Genomic DNA, 18005 nt, shown 5'->3' on the forward strand with positions numbered 1-18005 from the left:
TACCCGAGGGCAGGAGGGCGAGGGGGCGGCGACCACCCATAAACGGAATTATCATTTTTCCAGGTAGGTTTATGGGATTTACCGCTGCGAACACCGTTCCACGCTTTCTAGGCCGATATCCCGCACAATCACCAAATAGCGCGTTAAACGGGTCATGCTGGTCGGGTGGTGACTCAACAGAAAGTGCCCTCGGACCTGCGGGGCGAGCCGCCGGCGTCGCCGCTGCTGGAGCGGATCAGGGCGGGCATCATCGGGGACGACATGATTCTCCACGGGCCGTACGGGGCACGCCGGATCGTCTACGCCGACTACACGGCGTCGGGACGGTCCCTGGACTTCATCGAGGACTTCATCCGCGACCGGGTGCTCCCCGGGTACGCCAACACCCACACCGAGAGCTCCGGCACGGGGCTGCAGACGGGGCGATTACGCGAGGAGGCCAGGAAGGCCGTCCACGACGCCGTGGGGGGCGGCCCGGACGATCTGGTGATCTTCTGCGGGTCCGGGGCGACCGCGGCCGTCAACAAGCTCGTCGGCCTCCTCGAACTGCGCGTCCCCGACGGGCTCGCGCGGCGGTACGGCCTGCTGGAACGCATCCCGGCGCACGAGCGGCCCGTGGTGTTCGTCGGGCCGTACGAGCACCACTCCAACGAGCTGCCGTGGCGGGAGAGCATCGCCGACACCGTCGTCGTCGGCGAGGACCGGCACGGGCAGATCGACCTGTCCGCGCTGCGGGCCGGGCTGGAGCGGCACGCGGGGCGTCCGCTCATCGGGAGCTTCTCCGCGGCGTCCAACGTGACCGGCATCCTGTCCGACACCGACGCGGTGTCCGCGCTGCTGCACGAGCACGGGGCGCTCGCGTTCTGGGACTACGCGGCGGCGGGGCCGTACGTGCCGATCCGGATGGGGCCGAGCGCGCCCGGGCGGCGCGACCACAAGGACGCGATCTTCCTGTCCCCGCACAAGTTCATCGGCGGGCCGCAGACCCCCGGGGTGCTGGTGGTACGGCGCGAGCTGGCACGGGGCGGCGTGCCGACCGCGCCCGGCGGCGGCACCGTGCTGTTCGTGGACCCGGCCGGGCACCGCTACCTGGACGACCCGGTGGCCCGTGAGGAGGGCGGCACCCCGGCCATCGTCGAGTCGATCAGGGCGGGACTGGTGTTCGGGCTGAAGCAGGCCGTGGGCACCGACGTCATCCAGGCGAGGGAGGAGCGGCTGTGGCGCCGCGCCCGCGAGCGGTGGGGGCGCAACCCGGCCATCGACATCCTCGGCGACCAGGACGCCCGGCGCCTGCCCATCGTGTCGCTGCGCGTCAGGTGCGGCGAGTTGTTCCTGCACCACAACTACGTCGTGGCGGTGCTGAACGATCTGCTCGGCGTGCAGGCCCGGGGCGGCTGCTCGTGCGCCGGGCCGTACGGCCACCGGCTGCTCGGCATCGACGACGCCAAGTCCCTGGAGTTCCGCACGGAGATCGCGCACGGCTGCGAGGGCATCAAGCCCGGATGGGTGCGGGTGAACTTCAACTACTTCATCTCCGACACCGTGTGCGACTACCTCATCGACGCCGTCGACCTGGTCGCCACGGCCGGCCACCGCCTCCTGCCGGACTACCGCTTCACCCCCGCCACCGGTCTGTGGCGCCACAGGGACGCACCCGTCGCACCGCCGACGAGCCTCGCCGACCTGCGGTACGGCTCCGCCGGCCCGCCGCGGACCCGCGCCGGCGAGCACACGCTGCCGGCGCAGCTGGACCAGGCCCGCGCGGTGCTGCGTACCCGCCCCGACGACATCGACCTGCGGCCGCCGGAACTGCCGGCCGGTTTCGAGCGTCTGCGCTGGTTCCCGTTGCCGGCCGCGTGCCTGGCGTGACCTGACCGGCCATCGCCGGTGACCGCCGGCGTCGTCTCGCCGTCCACCCGCGGCCGTGCGCCGACGGGCAATGGCCGTGCGCGTACGGTCAAGGACCGGCCTTCGGATCACCATACGAATTGGGTGCGCCACCACAGCAATCCGGCCTCATCAGTGTCCGTGAAGCGGCACCGGGCCGTTGTCCCATGGGAGGAGCACCTTTGTCACCACATCTCAGACGCCTCGTGTCCGTGCTGGCCGCCACGGGAGCCGCCGTGCTGCTCGCGGCGAGTCCCGCCACGGCGTTCGCGCCGCCGTACGACCCCGTGCCCGTGACTCCTTACGCTCAGCCGGCGGACGCGGACGTTCCCAAGCGGGGCTGCGCGACGACGCTGTCGGATCCGAAGGACGCGACCGGGAGCATCCCGGCGATCCAGGTGATCTACGCCTGGCACGACGGAGGCGGAGACAACTACGCCACCCACGTGGAGAACATCGCCAAGATCGTGGACCGGATGGACTGGGCGCTGGACGAGTCGACCAACTACGACCAGCACTTCAACTTCAGCTGCCGCACCGGCCACGACACCAGCACGTACTCGGGCTACGCGCAGGCACTCGTGGTGCCTGAGAAGATCGAGAACGGCGTGATCGGCGGGAAGACGCTGATAGAGGTCGTCACGGCGGACCTCGCGGCGGCGGGATACGACGTGCCGAACCGCAGGTACCTCGTGTTCGAGGACTTCAACGGGAGCGCGGAGGCGAAGTACGACGCCGCCCAGGGCGGCATCGGTGTGGCGGTCTCCGGCGGGTGGGGCGGCAACATGTTGCACGAGTTGCTGCACCTCGGCCACCCGTCCTACGTCGACCACTCCAAGGTCACCGAGACGCCGGACGTGCTCAGCTATCCGGACGCGATGTCCAACCCGTTCTACGACTGGCTGCTCGACCACAACTTCAACTCCTACTACGACCCGAGCGAGACCACCGCGACCTTCTACACCGGCAACTACCCCGACACACGTAAGGTCAATGTGGCCACGTGGCCGTTCTTGACGACGCCGGTCTGCTGTGATGTCGGTTACAGCAATGATCTGCTGACGGCGCAGGAGCGCACGGTCGAAGCCGACGCGCCGTACGCCACCCCGACCGGCTTCAGCGTGTCAGGCGGGGGCTGGATGCAGGTCACCCCACCCGGGCCGGACTCCGCCACCTCGGCCCGGTACTACGACGGACGGCGTTCGCTCACCATGAACGTCCAGTCGCACGCCAACGGCTTTGTGTCGGTGACGCGTAAGCCGGCGGTCACGGCGGGACAGCGGTACAAGTTCTCCGCCTGGATGACGACCTCGACATCCGGCAACGTACGGCTGCGGCTGTCGTGGTACAACTCCTCCAACACCCTGCTGTCCACCAGCGACAGCTCGCTCTACGGCCTCACGTCGAGCTGGTCGGAGTACTCGGTCTCGGCCATCGCACCGGCCAACGCCGCCTCCGTGCAACTCTCGGTGATGAGCCCCTCCGGCCAGACCTTCGCCTACCAACTCGACGCACTCCAGCTCAACCACTGCAACAACGGCAAGACAACCGACGGCTGCCGCCTCAACGGCTGACCTGACCCCACCCCGCCGCCCCCCCCGGCACCGCCGGGGCGGCGGCGGGGGTGGGCGCCAACGGCGACGCGATCACCAGATGTTGCACACGCGGAAGTCGTACTTGGAGCCGAACCCGGTGGAGGTGAAGTGCTGATATTCGGCGCTGCCCGGGACCGCCCACACCCAGGTGCCCTCGCCGTTCATCAGCGCGTGCAGTTCCCGGGTGCCGGGCACCGGGTTCTGGAAGCAGGCGAAGGCGGGGCCCTCCAGGACGAAACCCGCGTGGTTCCCCGAGCCCTGCGAGAAGTAGTAACTGCCCGGCTCGCGGCACTTGTCGGCTATCTGGCAGCGGAACTGATAGATGGGCACGACACCCGGCACGCTGCCCACCTGGTCGGCCCGGTACACCTGCCCGAGCGTGCTCTGCGAGCTCCAGCCGGCCGGCCCGGCGCCTCCCGCGGAGATGAAGTTCGCGCGGTTCGGCGCGGGCGACTTGTAGCGCAGCAACGGGGTCGGCGCGGTGGACTCGAAGGTGAACGTCACCGGCTTCCCGGCCGCGAGGCGGGCGCCAGGGGCGGGGTCCTGGCCGTGGACCTTGTTCAGGTCCAGGGTGGGCTCGTTGTCGTTGGGGGCGCACTCCAGTTGCGCCTGGCGCAGCAGGGCGCAGGCCGCGTCGGGCGGCTGGCCCACGAGGTTCGGCACCACGGGCTCGCCGAGGTAGGTGACGGTGACCGTGCCGCCCGGGGGCAGGCCCGCTCCGGCGGCCGGGGTCTGCGTCTGGACCACGGCCGTGGGCGCCCCCTGGCCGGACTCCTGCTGTGCGCAGGCCAGGCCCGCCTGCTGGACGGCCGCGCACGCCTCGGCGACCGGCCGTCCGGTGAAGGTCCCCACCTCGACCTGGGCGGGGGACACCACGGTGACCGTGGTGCCGGTGGCCGCGGGGGTGTCAGGGCGGGGATCCTGCGCGGTCACCACGCCGACCTGCGCGGCGGCCTTGGCCAAGCCCTCGGAGCGCTGGGCGCACTTGAGCCGTGCCTTGAGCAGGGCCTCGCAGGCCTGCGCCGCGGGCACGCCCACCACGGCGGGGACCGTGACGGGGCCGCGGTACAGGACCGTGACGGCGCTGCCGCGGGCGGCGCGGGAGCCGGCGGCCGGGTCGGTGGCCAGCACGGTGTCCGTCTCCGCCTGCCCGTCCACGCCGCTCTGGGCGACCGGCAGGCAGCGGAACTCGGGACGCAGCCGGGCGCAGGCCTGCTCGCGGGGCAGGCCGACCACGTCGGGCACGACCTCCCTCCTCGGCGTCGGGGAGGCGCTCGGCCGGGAGACCTTGGGCGCGGCCGTGACGGGCGGCGGCTGCCGGACCGGCAGCACCGTCCGCGTCGGGCTGGGCGTGGGGAGGGGGTTGTCGGCCAGGCCGCCCGCGCCGTCCACGTCGATGCTGGTCTTCCTGCCGCTGGAGTCGAACGAGATGACGACGGGGCTCTTCGGGTCGTTCACCCAGACGCGGTCGTCGCGCACGGTGAGCTGGAAGCCGTTGGAGGGGCTCTCCACCGTCTCCTGCCGCACCTTCCCGGTGGCGAGGTCGGCGATGAGGACCTGCAGCTCGGTGAGGTCGGGGATGTACACGCGCCCGTGGTGCACCACGGGCGCGTCGAAGGTGTGCCCCTCGCGGCCGGGGAGCCGCAGGTTCCGCGCGTGGCGGGAGTTGAAGTCGCCCGTGGTCAGCACGCCGGTGCTCGGCACCACGACGGCCACCAGCGGGGAGGCGGTGCCGGGCTGGGAGACGACGCCGTTCCTGGCGCCGAGGTCGACCTGCCGGCGCAGGCCGCCGGAGCCGTAGAGGGCGGCCTGGCCCGTGGTCTGCCGGTAGATCACCGGCGCGTCGGAGACCAGGGTGAGCGCGGCGGCCTCGCCCGGGGCGGCGACCTGCTGGCGGCCCTTCACCGTGGTGCCGTCGATCTCCAGCAGTTCGCCGCCGCCCGCGGAGTAAGCCCAGGCCGTACCGGTCGAGTCGACCACCGCCGCGCTGATCGGCGGGGTGCCGACCTGCCCCCGGCCGCCGCGCTTGCCGTCGAGCTTCTTGAGCCCGCCGGTCCTGCGGTCCACGAGGTAGGTCTCGCCACCGCCGGTCACCAGGTCGAGCTTGCCCTTGGACTCGGGGTGCCGCTCGGACCGGTCCGGCCGCAGCGTGTCGGTGGGCAGGCGGGTCGCGACCCCGGTGTCGTTGTTGACGACCCAGATGGAGTCCGGGCCCACCTGGACGACTTCAAGAGTTTCCTTGCCTACTGCGAGCTTCACCGCTGTTTGAGCATCAATCTGCTGATTGTCGCCATTGATGTGGATTACTCCGCTGCCCTTCGGCAGATACGCGCTTCCGTCGCCGAACGCGGCCTTGGAGGTGCGGTATCCGGCCCCGAAACCGGCCGCTATCACCAGCGCCGCCAGCGCGGCACCGATTACGGCGCGGTTGGCCCAGATACCGGGCTTCGCCGCTGGTGGGAATCGACGCAGGCGTCCCGCGGCCGATCTGCCGGCGGATAACAGGGAAGCCACCAAGCCGGACATCGCACTCTTCCATTCATGAACGGGCGGCCAAATCAAGCACGTCATTCCTAGCGATGTCCGAGAATAGGACCTTACGTCCGCCCAGCGCCGCCGTTCGCGATGGGAAGGCCTCCCCATGGAAACGTTGGAGAGATCATGACCGTGATGCGGGTCGAGAAGCGGGACCACGTCGTCGAACTGACCGCGCAGGACCGGCTCACCTTCGGCCGCGCCCGCGACTGCACGATCTGCCTGGACCCCGAGGACACCGGCATCTCCCGCGTCGCCGGCGCCGTCACGTCCGAGGGGGGCACCTGGTGGTTGTCCAACCGTTCGGAGACCCGGCCCCTGTCGGTCGTCGACGACCTGGGCTTCCGCAGCGTCCTCGCCCCCGGCCGCCGCGTCGCGGTGGAGACCCCCACCAAGGTGCTGATCGACGGCTCCCGCCACCGCCACGGCCTCACCCTCACCCCCGCCGGAGCCGGCACGGCCCCTCCGCCTCCCGTCCCCGCCTCCGGCACCACCCCCACCGCCACCGGCGCCGAAGTCATGATCAGCGCGGCGGACCGCCTGGCGATGGTGGCCCTGTTCATGGGCTACCTGGAGGACCCTCCCAAGTACGACCCCCACCCCAAGGACTACGCCGCCGCGGCGGCCCGCCTCGGCTGGAAACGCACCACTTTGGTGAAGCGGATCGAATACCTCCGCACCCGCCTGGACGCCGCGGGCGTCCCCAACATGAAGGGCTTCAACGCCCTCGCCAACCTGGCCGAGTACGCCATCAGCCGCGGCCTCGTCACCCGCGAGGACCTCGCGGAACTGCGCCGCTGAGCCCACACGCACGGACCACCGGACCGATGGTTCCCCCCTGCCCGCCCTGACCGCCGCCGCCGAGCCCGCACCGGCGGACCGCCGGACCGACGCTTCCCCTGCTCGTCCCGGTTCATCGGTGCCGAGCCCGCGCATCGCGGGCCCAGCGGACCAGTGGTTCCCGCCTGCTCGTCCCGGTCATCGGTGCCGGGCCCGCGCGGGCGGGCCGCCGGGTGGGAAGCCCTTCCCATACCGCCGCGTGGGTCGTGCTGTCTAGCGTCGGTGCCGACATCGACCTGGCTAAGGAGTCTGTGATGACGGTCATCGGCGGCGAGATCCCCCAGTTGCACTCGCTCAACTCGAACTTCCAGCGGCAGTCCGCGGCGGTGGACACCCTGCTGCGCGAGCTGCGCAACGAGCTGGCCAACACCTACTGGCGCGGCGGCGCGGCCGACCGCTTCCGTGCCTCCTGGAGCGGCGAGTACGAGCCCGCCCTCACCCGCCTGTCCGCCGCGCTGCAGGACGCCGCCACCGAGGTGCGCCGCCGCGCCGAGGCCCTGGAGCAGGTCGGCGGCTGACCCCGGCGGGACACGAGAGGACACGGGCGGACACCAGAGGACACGAGAGGACCGGCGGTGGAACGGGAGTTGCGGGTCGTGACGGACGGCCACGAGACGGCGGTCGTCCTGCACGCCGACCCACAGGCCACCGTCGCGGACCTCACCCGCGCCCTATCCACAGCGGGCCTGCCCCCCGGCGCCCCACTGTGGCTCGACGGCCACCCGGTACCGGAGACCCGGCGACTCACCGACCTCCGCCTCCCCATAGGCGCCCGCCTGGAGTTCGCCCCCCTCCCCGCCGCCCCGGCACGGCACACCGCCCCGTCCCTTCACGGCACGCGAGGCGAAGCAGGGGTACCGGGCCCCAGCCCGGCCGCTCGGGGCGCGGGTGGCGTGACCGCGGCGGCGGAAGCCGGTCCGTTCTCTCACCCTGCGGGAGGCGACACGAGGGCATCGGTACCCGGGGCGGCCCTTCGGGGGGCGGGTGGCGTGACGGCGGCGATGGGTGGCCACCTGTCTGTCCGGGGTGGGGGGTTCGAGGTGGCGGTGGTCGGTGGGGCGGGGGGTGCTGTGGTCGCGGAGGTGGAGGCCGGTACGCCTGTGGCGGTCGGGAGGGCGCCTGGCTCGGGGGGGCTCGTGCTGGCGGACCCTGAGGTGAGCCGGGTTCACGCGACTCTGGTGCCCGCGGGGGACGGGAGTGCCGAGCTGAGGGACGAGGGGTCGCGTAACGGGGTCGCGTGGCGGGGGGTGCGGCTCAGTGGGAGCGCGGTGGTCTCTCCTGGGGACGTCTTCGGGGTGGGGGAGACCGTGGTCACGGTGCGGGAGAGTGATCCGCCGGACGCGCCGGTCGAGGTGGGGGGCGGGGGGGACGTGCTGCTGTTCAACCGGCCGCCGCGTATCCCCCTCACGCGGGTGGCGCCGGTGTACACCGTGCCGCGGCGGCCGGAGGAGCCGCGGGCGGTGCGGTTCCCCCTGGTCGCGATCCTGCTGCCGCTGGTGCTCGCGGGGGCGGCCTACGCGCTCTTCCCGGGGGCGGGGTACTTCCTGATCTTTCTCGCGCTGTCACCGGTCCTGATGCTCGCCAACGTCGTGTCGGATCGGCGCGGGGGGCGGCGCGACCATCGCAAGGCGGTTCAGGAGTACGAGCGGAAACGGGCACTGCTGGAGGAGAGCCTCGCCGCGGCCGCCGACGCCCAGGGGCGCGCGGGGCGGGACGCGTCGCCCGACCCGGCACGGCTGCTGCGGGTCGCCACGGGGCCGACGAGGCGGCTGTTCGAGCGGCGGCCGCATGACGAGGACTTCCTGCGGCTGCGGGTGGGGCTCGCCTCCACACCGATCGAGGCCACGTTCACAGGGCCGGGGGCCGAGGAGCCGCCCGAGCTTCCCCTGATCCACCACGCGCCGGTCACCGTCGAACTGCCCGCCGCGGGCGTGCTCGGCCTCGCCGGACCCCGGCCCGCGGTGCTCGCCACGGCACGGGCCGTGCTGGCCCACCTCGCCACGCTCCACGGGCCGCACGACGCCGGCATCGTGGTGCTGACCGGCGCCGAGGAGGCGGCCGACTGGGAATGGGTCACCTGGCTGCCCCACGCCCTGCCCCACTCCCCCGACTTCGCCTGCCGGCGCATGGTCGCCACCGACGCCCGTCAGGCCACCGCGCGCCTCGCCGAGATCGGGGCCGTCGTCGAGGAACGGCGCGCCGAACGCCGGGCGACGCTGCGCGCCGGAGGGCCGAGCGGCCGACGGCTGGTCGTGGTGGCCGACCGGGCACGGCGGCTGCGCGGCCTGCCGGGCCTCGCCGAGTTGCTCGCCGACGGGCCCGAGGCGGGCGTGTACGCGATCTGCCTGGACGACGACGAGACCAGCCTCCCGGACGAGTGCCGGGCCACCGTCGTGGTGACGAGCGCGTCCGGCACCCGGGCCCGGGTGCACCGGCCGGACGGGTCCGTCACCGAGTCGGTGCTGCTGGACCGCCTCTCCCCCGCCGACGCGCGGCGGCTCGGCCACGCGATGGCACCGGTGCGGGTGCTCGGCGGCCGTTCCGGCGGCGGCGCGGAACTCCCCAGATCGGTCGGCTTCCTCGACCTGGCCGGCCTCGGTGACACCCCCACGCCCGAGGACGTCGCCGCACGCTGGGCGGCCGGCGCGCGGAGCACCGCGGTGACGCTCGGCGCCGGGGCCGACGGGCCGGTCACCGTGGATCTGCGCCGGGACGGGCCGCACGCCCTGATCGCGGGCACCAGCGGCGCCGGCAAGTCGGAGCTGCTGCAGACCCTCGTCGCGGGCCTGGCCCTCGGCAACACCCCCGACGCGCTGTCGATGGTGCTGGTCGACTACAAGGGTGGCAGCGCGTTCGCCGAGTGCCGCGACCTGCCGCACTGCGCCGGCATGGTCACCGACCTGGACGGCCACCTGGTGTCGCGCGCCCTGGCGTCCCTCAACGCCGAGCTGAAGCGGCGCGAGCGGCTGTTCGCCGAGGTGGAGGCCAAGGACATCGAGGACTACTGGGCGGCGGGCGGCACGCCCCTCCCCCGCCTGGTGATCGTCATCGACGAGTTCGCGTCCCTGGTGGAGGAGGTGCCCGAGTTCGTCACCGGGGTCGTCGGCATCGGGATGCGGGGCCGCAGCCTCGGCGTGCACGTCGTGCTCGCCACGCAGCGTCCGGCGGGCGTGGTGAACGCCGAACTGCGTGCCAACCTGAACCTCCGGATCTGCCTGCGTGTCACCAGCGCCTCCGACAGCGGCGACGTGATCGACGTGCCCGACGCGGTCCGGCTGTCCCGGCATCTCCCGGGGCGGGCGTACCTGCGCGCGGGCCACTCCGACCTCACGCTGCTGCAGGTGGCCCACGCCGGGCGTCCCCGCGAACGGCCGGACGCGAACTCCGGCGCCGCGGAACCGGTCAGGGTGACGCCGCGATCGGTCACCGAGGTGGGGTTCCCCGCGCCGGTGAGCCCCGGCGCGTCCCCCGAGGCCGGGCCGGACCGGGAGACCGACCTCGGCGTGCTGGTCGCGGCCATCAGGGGCGCGGCCCGGCGCGGCGGGGCGCGGCCGGCGCCGAGCCCCTGGTTGCCGCCGCTGCCCGGGCTGGTGACCGTGGACGACCTCGGCGCGGACCCGGACCGGCCGTGGGCGATCCCCCTCGGCCTGGCGGACCACCCGGCCGAGCAGGCGCAACGCCCCTTCCTGCTGGACCTCGAACGCACCGGGCCGCTGCTCGTCGCCGGGATGGCCCGCAGCGGGCGCTCCACGGTGCTGCGCACCCTCGCCGTCGGGCTGGCCCGGCGGCACGGGCCCGCCGACGTGCACCTCTACCTGCTCGACCAGGGCAACCGTGCGCTCGCCCCGCTCGCGGCGCTGCCGCACTGCGGCGCGCACGTGGACGGCGACGACGCCGACCGCACCGCGCGGGTGCTGTCGCTGCTGACGGCGGAGATCGACCGGCGGCAGCGCCTGCTCTCGGCCGGCGGGCACGCCTCCCCGGCCGAGCAGCGCGCGGCGTGCGGCGCCGAGGCGTTGCCGTACCTCGTGCTGATGCTCGACGGCTACGAGACCTTCGTGGCCCGCTACGCCGAGACGGACGGCGGACGGCTCGTCGACGCCCTGGACGGGCTGCTGCGCCGCGGCCCGGCCGTGGGCGTGGTCACGGTGGTCTCCACCGACCGTTCCGGCTTCACCCAGCGGCTCGCGGGCGCGATGGCGGCCCGCCTGGTGCTCCGGCACGCCGACCGGGACGACCTCGCCGCGTACGGGATCAACCCCCGCGAGGCCCCCCGCACGATGCCGCCCGGCCGCGCCATCGCCGTGCCCGCGATGGCCGAGACGCAGATCGCGATGCTCGACGCCGATCCCGAGGGGACGGCCCAGGTGGCCGCGGTGGAACGCTTCGCCGAGGAGTGCCGCCGCCGCTGGGCGGGCATCCCGGACGACCGGCTGCCCCACCCGGTGGACGCGCTGCCCGCCCGCGTCACCGTGGCGGAGGCCGAGCGCCTCAGAAGGGAACCCGTCCCGCCGGCGCGCACCGTGTGCACGATCGGGGTGGGGGGAGACCGGCTGGGCCCCGTCGACCTGGACCTGGCCGAGCTCGGCCACGTCTTCCTCGTCGCCGGGCCCGCCCGCTCGGGCCGCAGCGGGGCGCTGCTGGCCGTCGCCCGGTCCCTCAGCGCGGCGGGGACACCCTCGGTGGTGCTTTGCCCGCGGCCGTCCCCGCTGCGGAACCTGGCCGGCCGCCCCGGGACGGCCGTGCTGGACGGCGGCGACCCGGAAGAGCTGCGGCAGGCGCTCGGGTCGCCGTGCGCGGTGCTGGTGGACGACGCCGAGCTGCTCGCGGACGGTCCCTGCGCGCTGCTGCTGGAGGAGCTCGCGCGGGGCGCGCGGGATCAGGGGAACCTGGTCGTCGCGGCCGGGACGACCGAGGACCTGCAGGTGCAGCGGTACCGCGGGTGGCTGGCCACGGTGCGGCGGGCGCGCACCGGGCTGCTGCTCAGCCCGTCGTCCCCGGCCGACGGTGATCTGTTCGACCTGAAACTGCCTGCCTCGACCCGTGGGGGGCTGCCTCCGGGGCGGGGGCTGCTGGTCACACCCGGGTGGCGGACGGCGATTCAGGTGCCGCGGCCCGATGAGGAAATTCACGGATGAGTCGGTCCCTGACCACTGTGGGTGGTTATAGTACGACCGCAGTGCCGCTAGGAGCACGCTCCGTACCGCCCACGGACCGCAGCCCTCGTGTGGAGACCACTGCCTTGAACACCGACCCCGCCTCGTTACCCACCCTCCCGCCGGGAGGAGCACACGGGCCGGACCCCGGCGCCACGCCGATCCCGCTGGGCAGGGGGTACCGGCTGGAGCGGCTCATCGGCCAGGGCTCCAACGGGCGGGTGTACGAGGGGCGCAGGCTCGCCGACGGGCACCCGGTCGCGATCAAGGTGCTGCGCGAGGAGTACGCCGCCGACCACGAGGCCGTCGCCCGCTTCCTGCGTGAACGCGCGGCGCTGCGCTCGCTGGACCACCCCCATCTGGTGCCGGTCCACGACCTGGTCGTCGAGGGCGACACCCATGCCATCGTCATGGAGCTGGTGACGGGCGAGACCCTCCGCGACGCGATGACGCGGGGGGCGTTCGACCCCGACCGCGTGATGACGCTGCTCGGGCAGGTGGCCGCGGCACTGGCGGCGGTCCACGCGGCGGGCATCGTGCACCGTGACCTGAAACCGGAGAACGTGCTGGTGACGTGGCGCGGCGGCGAGCCGTGGACGCGGCTCACCGACTTCGGGGTGGCCCTGGTGGCCGACGGGCAGCTCCTCACCCGGCTCTCCCAGCTCGTCGGCACCCCCGCCTACCTCGCGCCCGAGCTCGCCCAGGGCCGTCCGGCGGGGACCCCGGTGGACGTGTACGCCCTCGGCGTCATGGCGTACGAACTGCTCGCCGGGCACCGGCCGTTCAGCGGCGACAACCCGATGGCGTTGCTGCGCGCCCACCTGGAGGACGAGCCGAGCCGCCCGGACGGCACCAACGACGAGGTCTGGCGGGTCCTGTCCTCATGCCTGGCCAAGCGGCCCGAGGACCGGCCGCGGGCGGACGTCCTCGCCGAGAGCCTCACCCGGCTCCGCGGCCGCACAGGCGCGCTGCCCACAGGCGCACCGCCCCCGATCCCACCGGCGACCGGCGCACCCGCGCACCAGAGCGGCTCGCCCGCGCACCAAAGCGGCTCGCTCACGCACCAGGCCGGCTCGCCGGCGCACCAGAGCGGCGCACCCGCGCACCAGGCGGCGGCCTCGGTCCTGCCCGGCGGCCCGCTCCCCGGGGCCGTCCCTTCGCAGGGAGCCGAGGCGCTGGCCACGAGCGGTGCGACCGTGCTCGTCCCCGAGGCGCCGGCGGCGGCACCTCCCGCCCGGCGGGGGCGGCTGGTGCCGGTGCTGGGGGTGCTCGGGCTGCTGGCCGTGGCGGTGGGGGGCGGGCTCTGGTACAGCATGTCGTCCTCAAGGGACGCGGCGCCCGCGGCCACCGCGTCGCCGGGTGCGCCGAGCGGGCCCGCAACGCAGTGGTACTCCGTGCCGGTGGTCCTCACCAGCCCCGAGCGCGGCACCATCAAGATCGACTTCGCGGACGCCTCGTCGGTCCCCGGCTTCGTCAGCTACGTGGTCCTGCGGGGGAACCGGCGGATCGCCCAGCCGTCCGCGGACGAGGCGCCGCCGTACGTCGTCCGCGGGCTCGACGGCCGCACCAGGCACTGCTACCGGGTCATGGTGCTCGTCGAGTCGAGCAGGCCCGTACCGGTCGGACAGGAACCCGCGTGCCGTGCCGCCGACGGGCGCGCCGCACGTCAACCGTGAGCTTCGGAGGCCACATGTCGAGTGACACGACGGAGACCGCCGTCGACGCGGCGGGGTACTTCGCCGCCGGGTTCACCGCGATCCGGTCCAACGTGGAACAGGCGCTCACCGGCAAGCCGCTCGCCGTGCGGCTGGCGCTGACCTGCCTGTTCGCCGGGGGTCACCTGCTGGTGGAGGACGTCCCCGGGGTGGGCAAGACGACACTGGCCAAGGCGATCGCGGCGTCCGTCGACGCCGGCTGGCACCGCATCCAGTTCACCCCCGACCTGCTGCCCTCCGACATCACCGGCACCATGGTGTACGACCAGCGGCAGGGGACGTTCGAGTTCCGCCCGGGCCCGGTGTTCGCGCACATCGTGCTCGCCGACGAGATCAACCGGGCGTCGCCGAAGACCCAGTCGGCACTGCTGGAGGTCATGGAGGAACGGCAGGTCACGGTCGAGGGCCGCAGCCACCTCGTCCCGACCCCGTTCCTCGTCGTCGCCACCCAGAACCCCGTCGACCTGGAAGGCACCTACCGGCTGCCCGAGGCCCAGCTCGACCGCTTCCTGTTGCGCATCGCGGTCGGCTACCCGGACGTCGCGGCGGAACGGGACGTCCTCCTCGGCCGCGCGCGGACCGGCGGCGCACCGGTGCTGCGCCCGGTGGCCAAGGTGGAGCAGGTCCGCTGGATGATCGAGTACGTCTCCCGTGTACACGTCGGCGACGCGGTCGCCGAGTACGTGGCCCGCGTCGCCGAGGCGACCCGCAGCCACCCGGGCCTGCGTCTCGGCCTGAGCCCCCGCGGCAGCCTCGCCATGGTCCGCGCCGCCCAGGCGTGGGCCGCCGGCGAGGGCCGCGGCTTCGTCACCCCGGACGACGTCCGGGCGGTCGCCGAGCCGGTGGCCGCCCACCGCCTCCTCCTCGACCCCCAGGCCGAGATCGAGGGCCAGACCTCCGCCGGCATCCTCCGCGAACTCCTCACCGCCGTCCCCGCCCCGGTCCCCGCCGCCGTCCGATGACCTTTCCCCACCACACCGCGCCTCCGGACGCCACCGGTCGCCGCCGCTCCGTGTCGCGCGGTCCGCGGCTCACCGGCACAGGAGTCGCGGCGGCGGCCGGCGGCGGCGTCCTGGCGGCAGCGGGCTCGGCGGCCGGTTACCCCGCCCTGGCCGGGGTCGGTGCGTGCGCGCTCACGCTGGTGCTCGTCGCCGTGCTGCTGCTCGCGTTCCCGGCACGGCTGGAGGGGCGGCGCACGGTGACGCCGGGCCGGGTCACCGTGGACACCGGCGCCACCGGCCGTCTCCTCGTGCGGAACACCGGGAGGCTGGCCACCGGCCCGGCCACGGCGTCCGACGGCGGTGAGCACTCCCGCGTGCTCCTCCCGCCGCTCGCCCCCGGCGCCGAGGCGGGCATCGAGTACGGCATCCCCACCCCCCGCCGCGGCCTGGTGCGGGTCGGCCCGCTGACCCTGGACCGGCGCGACCCTTTCGGCCTGGCCCGCCGTACCGACCACCTGGCCCCCGCCACCCACCTGTGGGTGCGGCCCCGCGTCCACCCGCTCGCGGCACCACCGGCCGGCATGTCGCCCGGCACCACGGAACGGGTACGGCACGACCGGGCCGTCGAGAACGCGAGCGCCTACGACGGGCTGCGCGAGTACCGGGCGGGTGACGACCCGCGCCGCATCCACTGGCCGTCCACCGCCCGCACCGGCCAGCTGGTGGTACGCAAACCCGTGGACGGCACCGGGCCCGGCGCCGTCGTCGTCCTCGACACCAGAACGGCCGCGCTGCCCCCGGACGCCTTCGAGGACGCCGTGGAGATCGCCGCGTCGGTGATGAACGCCGCGGGTCACGGCCGCAGGGCCGTCACCCTGCACGTACTCGGGGAGGACACCGCCGCGGCCGCCCTGGCCGGCGCAAGGACCCCCGTGGACCGGCTGGCCCTGGTGACCCAGGCCGACGGCCACGGCCTCGCGTCGCTGCGGTCACTGGTGCGCGGCGCGGGGACCGGTGGCGCGCTGATCCTGGTCACGGGCACGGACCCGGCGGTCCCGCCGCTCCTCGCGTCGGAACGGCGGTCGTTCGGCCGTGCCGTGCTGGTACGGCTGTCGCCGGACGAGACGTCCACCACGGTGAGGGACGGCGCCGGTCTGACCGTGATCCGCGCCGCGTCGGCGCGGAAAGCCGTGTCCGCGCTCGGACGGCTCGGCGGGGACACGCGATGAGGCACGCCGGGAACCGCGGGGGCGCACGATGAACGACAGAGCAGGCGGGGATCGGGTCCTCGGCGTGGCGCTGGCGACGCTGCTCGGCCTGGCCCCCATGGTCGCCTTCGCCGGGGTGTTCGGGCGCACGCCCGGCGAGGCGCTCGGCGACGCGCGCTACGTGCTGCCCGTCGCGGGAGCCGCGGCGGTGACAGGGGCGGTCTGCCTGCTGGCCGGCGCGGCGGCACGGCTGGCGCCGGTCACACGCCTCACGCTGGGGCTGGCGGGGCTGGTGACGTACCTCGCGCTGGTGGTGCCGTCCCGGGCCTTCGAGGGGCCGCGGCTGCTGGTGACGTCGGTGCCGCCGCTCGACCCTTCAGGGGCGGAGCTCGCGACGGTGGCCTTCGTCAGCGGGGCCGCCGCGCTCTCGGCGGCGGAGGCGGTGCTGCGCGGCAAGGGGGCGGTGTGGGCGACGCCCGTGCCGATCGCCGGGGTCGCCGCCGGGCTGGCGGTGGCCGGGCCCGCGGGGACGGCCGGGTGGCTCGCCCCCGCGCTCGCGGCGGTGTGCGCCGCGCTCCTCGCCCTGCGGGCCCGCCCGGCACGTGCCGGCGTGTCCGGCGCCGTCCCGGCCGGTGCGCGGTCGCCGGACGGCGCCGGACGGACCGCGGTGGCGTCGCCGGACGGCGCCGGGCGGACCACGGCGGCGTCGCCGGGTGGGGTGTGGCGGGCCGTGATGGCGGTGCCGGGTGGCGCGTGGCGGGCCGTGGTGGCGGTGCCGCTGGTCGCGGGCGGGGTGGCGGCCGGTCTGCTCGGGCCTGCACTGGTGGCCGTACTGCCCGGACGGGCGGAGCCCGCGGACGTGCGCGAACTCGTGCCCCAGGCCGTGCGGCCCCGCCAGGGGGTCAGCCCGTTGTCGCAGTTCCCCGCCATCCGCAGCGGCAAGCTCCCGGTGCGCCTGCGGGTGACGACGGGGGCCCGGCCGCCCGCGCGGCTGCGCTTCGCCACGCTGACGGGGTTCGACGGGACCTACTGGACGAGCACCGCGACGTTCTGGCGTGCGGGGACGCGGTTGCCCGCTCCGCCGGACGGCGGGGCCGCCACCACGACGGTGGAGACGCGGGTGCGGCTCGACGAGGCGGGCCCGCTCGGCATGGTGCTGAGCGTGGGGCGGCCGCTCCAGGTCTCGCTGCCGGGGCTCGGGGTCGATCCGGACACCGGTGACGTGGCGCTGCCCGGCGACCGGCCCGCGCCGGGCGAGTACACCGTGCGTGGCGCCGTCCCGGTGGTGGACCCGGCGGCGCTCTCCAAGGACCGGCCGGTGACCGTGCCGGGGACGGACCAGGCCGTCGCCGGGCTCGCGGGGGACGCCCGGAGGATCGCCGGTGACCGGCACGACCTCGCCGCGCTGCGCCGGCTGGCCGGGCACTTCGCCGACGGCGCGTTCGCGGTCGAGTCCGGGCCGCGTGCCCCCGGGGGGCACGGGATCTTCCAGATCCGGCGGCTGCTGGAGTCCCGGCGCGGGACGGCCGAGCAGTACGCCTCGGCGTTCGCGGAGATGGCACGGGCGCTCGGGTACGACGTCCGTGTCGTGGTGGGGTTCACAGTGGGGCGGCCCGGGCGGCCGGTGACGGGACAGCAGATCGACGCCTGGGCGGAGGTACGGTTCGCCGCGTCGGGGTGGGTGGCGTTCCATCCGGCTCCGGCGCGGCAGGGCGGCGCGCCGGAGCAGGAGATCCCCGAGGAGTCTCCACCTGAGCCGTCCTCCGCCCCTGCCGGGGAACCGGAGCCGGCGGCGTCGCGGGCCGGCGGCGCCCCCGGTGCGCAGGGCGCGCCCGGGGGCCCGTGGGCAGTCGTGCCGGTGGTGGCGGCCCTGGTGGCGCTCGCCGGGCTGGTGGCCGCCGTACCGCTCCTGAAACTGGCCGTGCGCACCCGCCGGCGCCGCGTCGGCGACCCCATGCGGCGCGTCGCCGGGGCATGGCGCGACACCATGGAGCGCTACGCCGACGCTGGCGTCCCGATCCCGGCCTCCGCCACCACCGGCGAGGCCACCGCCCACGCGACATCGAGGTTCCCCACCCTCGCCGCCCCCCTCGCCACCCTCGCCGCCCTCGTCGACCGAACCCTGTAC

The 18005-nt window shown here is 74.6% G+C and carries 11 protein-coding genes; 10 read left to right on the forward strand and 1 reads right to left on the reverse strand.

All coding sequences use genetic code 11. From position 1 onward, the window contains the following. Positions 1-168: 168 nt before the first annotated feature. Positions 169-1869 (forward strand): aminotransferase class V-fold PLP-dependent enzyme, encoded by a 1701-nt coding sequence (locus tag ABGB17_RS29970; protein ID WP_347635496.1) that lies wholly within the window; start codon positions 169-171, stop codon positions 1867-1869. Between the two features lie 200 nt (positions 1870-2069). Continuing rightward, on the forward strand, positions 2070-3461 hold the full coding sequence (locus ABGB17_RS29975; protein ID WP_347635498.1) for a hypothetical protein: 1392 nt from the start codon (positions 2070-2072) through the stop codon (positions 3459-3461). 72 nt (positions 3462-3533) lie between these two features. Here ABGB17_RS29975 and ABGB17_RS29980 read toward each other — a convergent pair whose 3' ends face one another. Next, on the reverse strand, positions 3534-5741 hold the full coding sequence (locus ABGB17_RS29980) for a PASTA domain-containing protein (RefSeq protein WP_347635499.1): 2208 nt from the start codon (positions 5739-5741) through the stop codon (positions 3534-3536). A 6-nt stretch (positions 5742-5747) separates the two neighbouring features. On the opposite strand from ABGB17_RS29980, the gene ABGB17_RS29985 reads away from it, so the two are divergent. The 8 genes from ABGB17_RS29985 to ABGB17_RS30020 all read left to right on the forward strand — a co-directional run. Then, positions 5748-5984, forward strand: coding sequence for a hypothetical protein (locus ABGB17_RS29985; RefSeq protein ID WP_347635501.1), 237 nt, complete (start codon positions 5748-5750; stop codon positions 5982-5984). A gap of 159 nt (positions 5985-6143) precedes the next feature. After that, positions 6144-6818 carry an FHA domain-containing protein gene (locus tag ABGB17_RS29990; RefSeq protein ID WP_347635503.1) on the forward strand — a complete coding sequence of 225 codons (675 nt, stop codon included), beginning with the start codon at positions 6144-6146 and terminating at the stop codon, positions 6816-6818. Positions 6819-7111: 293 nt separating this feature from the next. After that, positions 7112-7375 carry a WXG100 family type VII secretion target gene (locus ABGB17_RS29995; RefSeq protein WP_347635505.1) on the forward strand — a complete coding sequence of 88 codons (264 nt, stop codon included), beginning with the start codon at positions 7112-7114 and terminating at the stop codon, positions 7373-7375. Positions 7376-7858: 483 nt separating this feature from the next. Next, entirely contained in the window at positions 7859-11995 is a 4137-nt protein-coding gene (locus ABGB17_RS30000) for an FtsK/SpoIIIE domain-containing protein (protein WP_347635517.1), read from the forward strand. A gap of 104 nt (positions 11996-12099) precedes the next feature. Then, positions 12100-13689: a protein kinase gene (locus ABGB17_RS30005; protein ID WP_347635507.1), complete on the forward strand. Its 1590-nt coding sequence runs from the start codon at positions 12100-12102 to the stop codon at positions 13687-13689. A 14-nt stretch (positions 13690-13703) separates the two neighbouring features. Continuing rightward, positions 13704-14690, forward strand: coding sequence for a MoxR family ATPase (locus ABGB17_RS30010; protein WP_347635509.1), 987 nt, complete (start codon positions 13704-13706; stop codon positions 14688-14690). Between the two features lie 50 nt (positions 14691-14740). After that, positions 14741-15898 carry a DUF58 domain-containing protein gene (locus tag ABGB17_RS30015; protein WP_347635511.1) on the forward strand — a complete coding sequence of 386 codons (1158 nt, stop codon included), beginning with the start codon at positions 14741-14743 and terminating at the stop codon, positions 15896-15898. 28 nt (positions 15899-15926) lie between these two features. After that, the coding region (locus ABGB17_RS30020; RefSeq protein WP_347635513.1) for a transglutaminase-like domain-containing protein at positions 15927-18005 on the forward strand (2079 nt) is incomplete at its 3' end.

Origin of the sequence: Sphaerisporangium sp. B11E5, assembly GCF_039871875.1 — a bacterium.
GTDB lineage: Bacteria > Actinomycetota > Actinomycetes > Streptosporangiales > Streptosporangiaceae > Sphaerisporangium.

Excerpts from the sequence above, each read along its gene's own strand:
- ABGB17_RS29995 (WP_347635505.1), top strand. The coding sequence starts at position 7,112 with ATGACGGTCATCGGCGGCGAGATCCCCCAGTTGCACTCGCTCAACTCG.
- ABGB17_RS30010 (WP_347635509.1), top strand. The coding sequence starts at position 13,704 with ATGTCGAGTGACACGACGGAGACCGCCGTCGACGCGGCGGGGTACTTC.
- ABGB17_RS30000 (WP_347635517.1), top strand. The coding sequence starts at position 7,859 with ATGGGTGGCCACCTGTCTGTCCGGGGTGGGGGGTTCGAGGTGGCGGTG.
- ABGB17_RS29990 (WP_347635503.1), top strand. The coding sequence starts at position 6,144 with ATGACCGTGATGCGGGTCGAGAAGCGGGACCACGTCGTCGAACTGACC.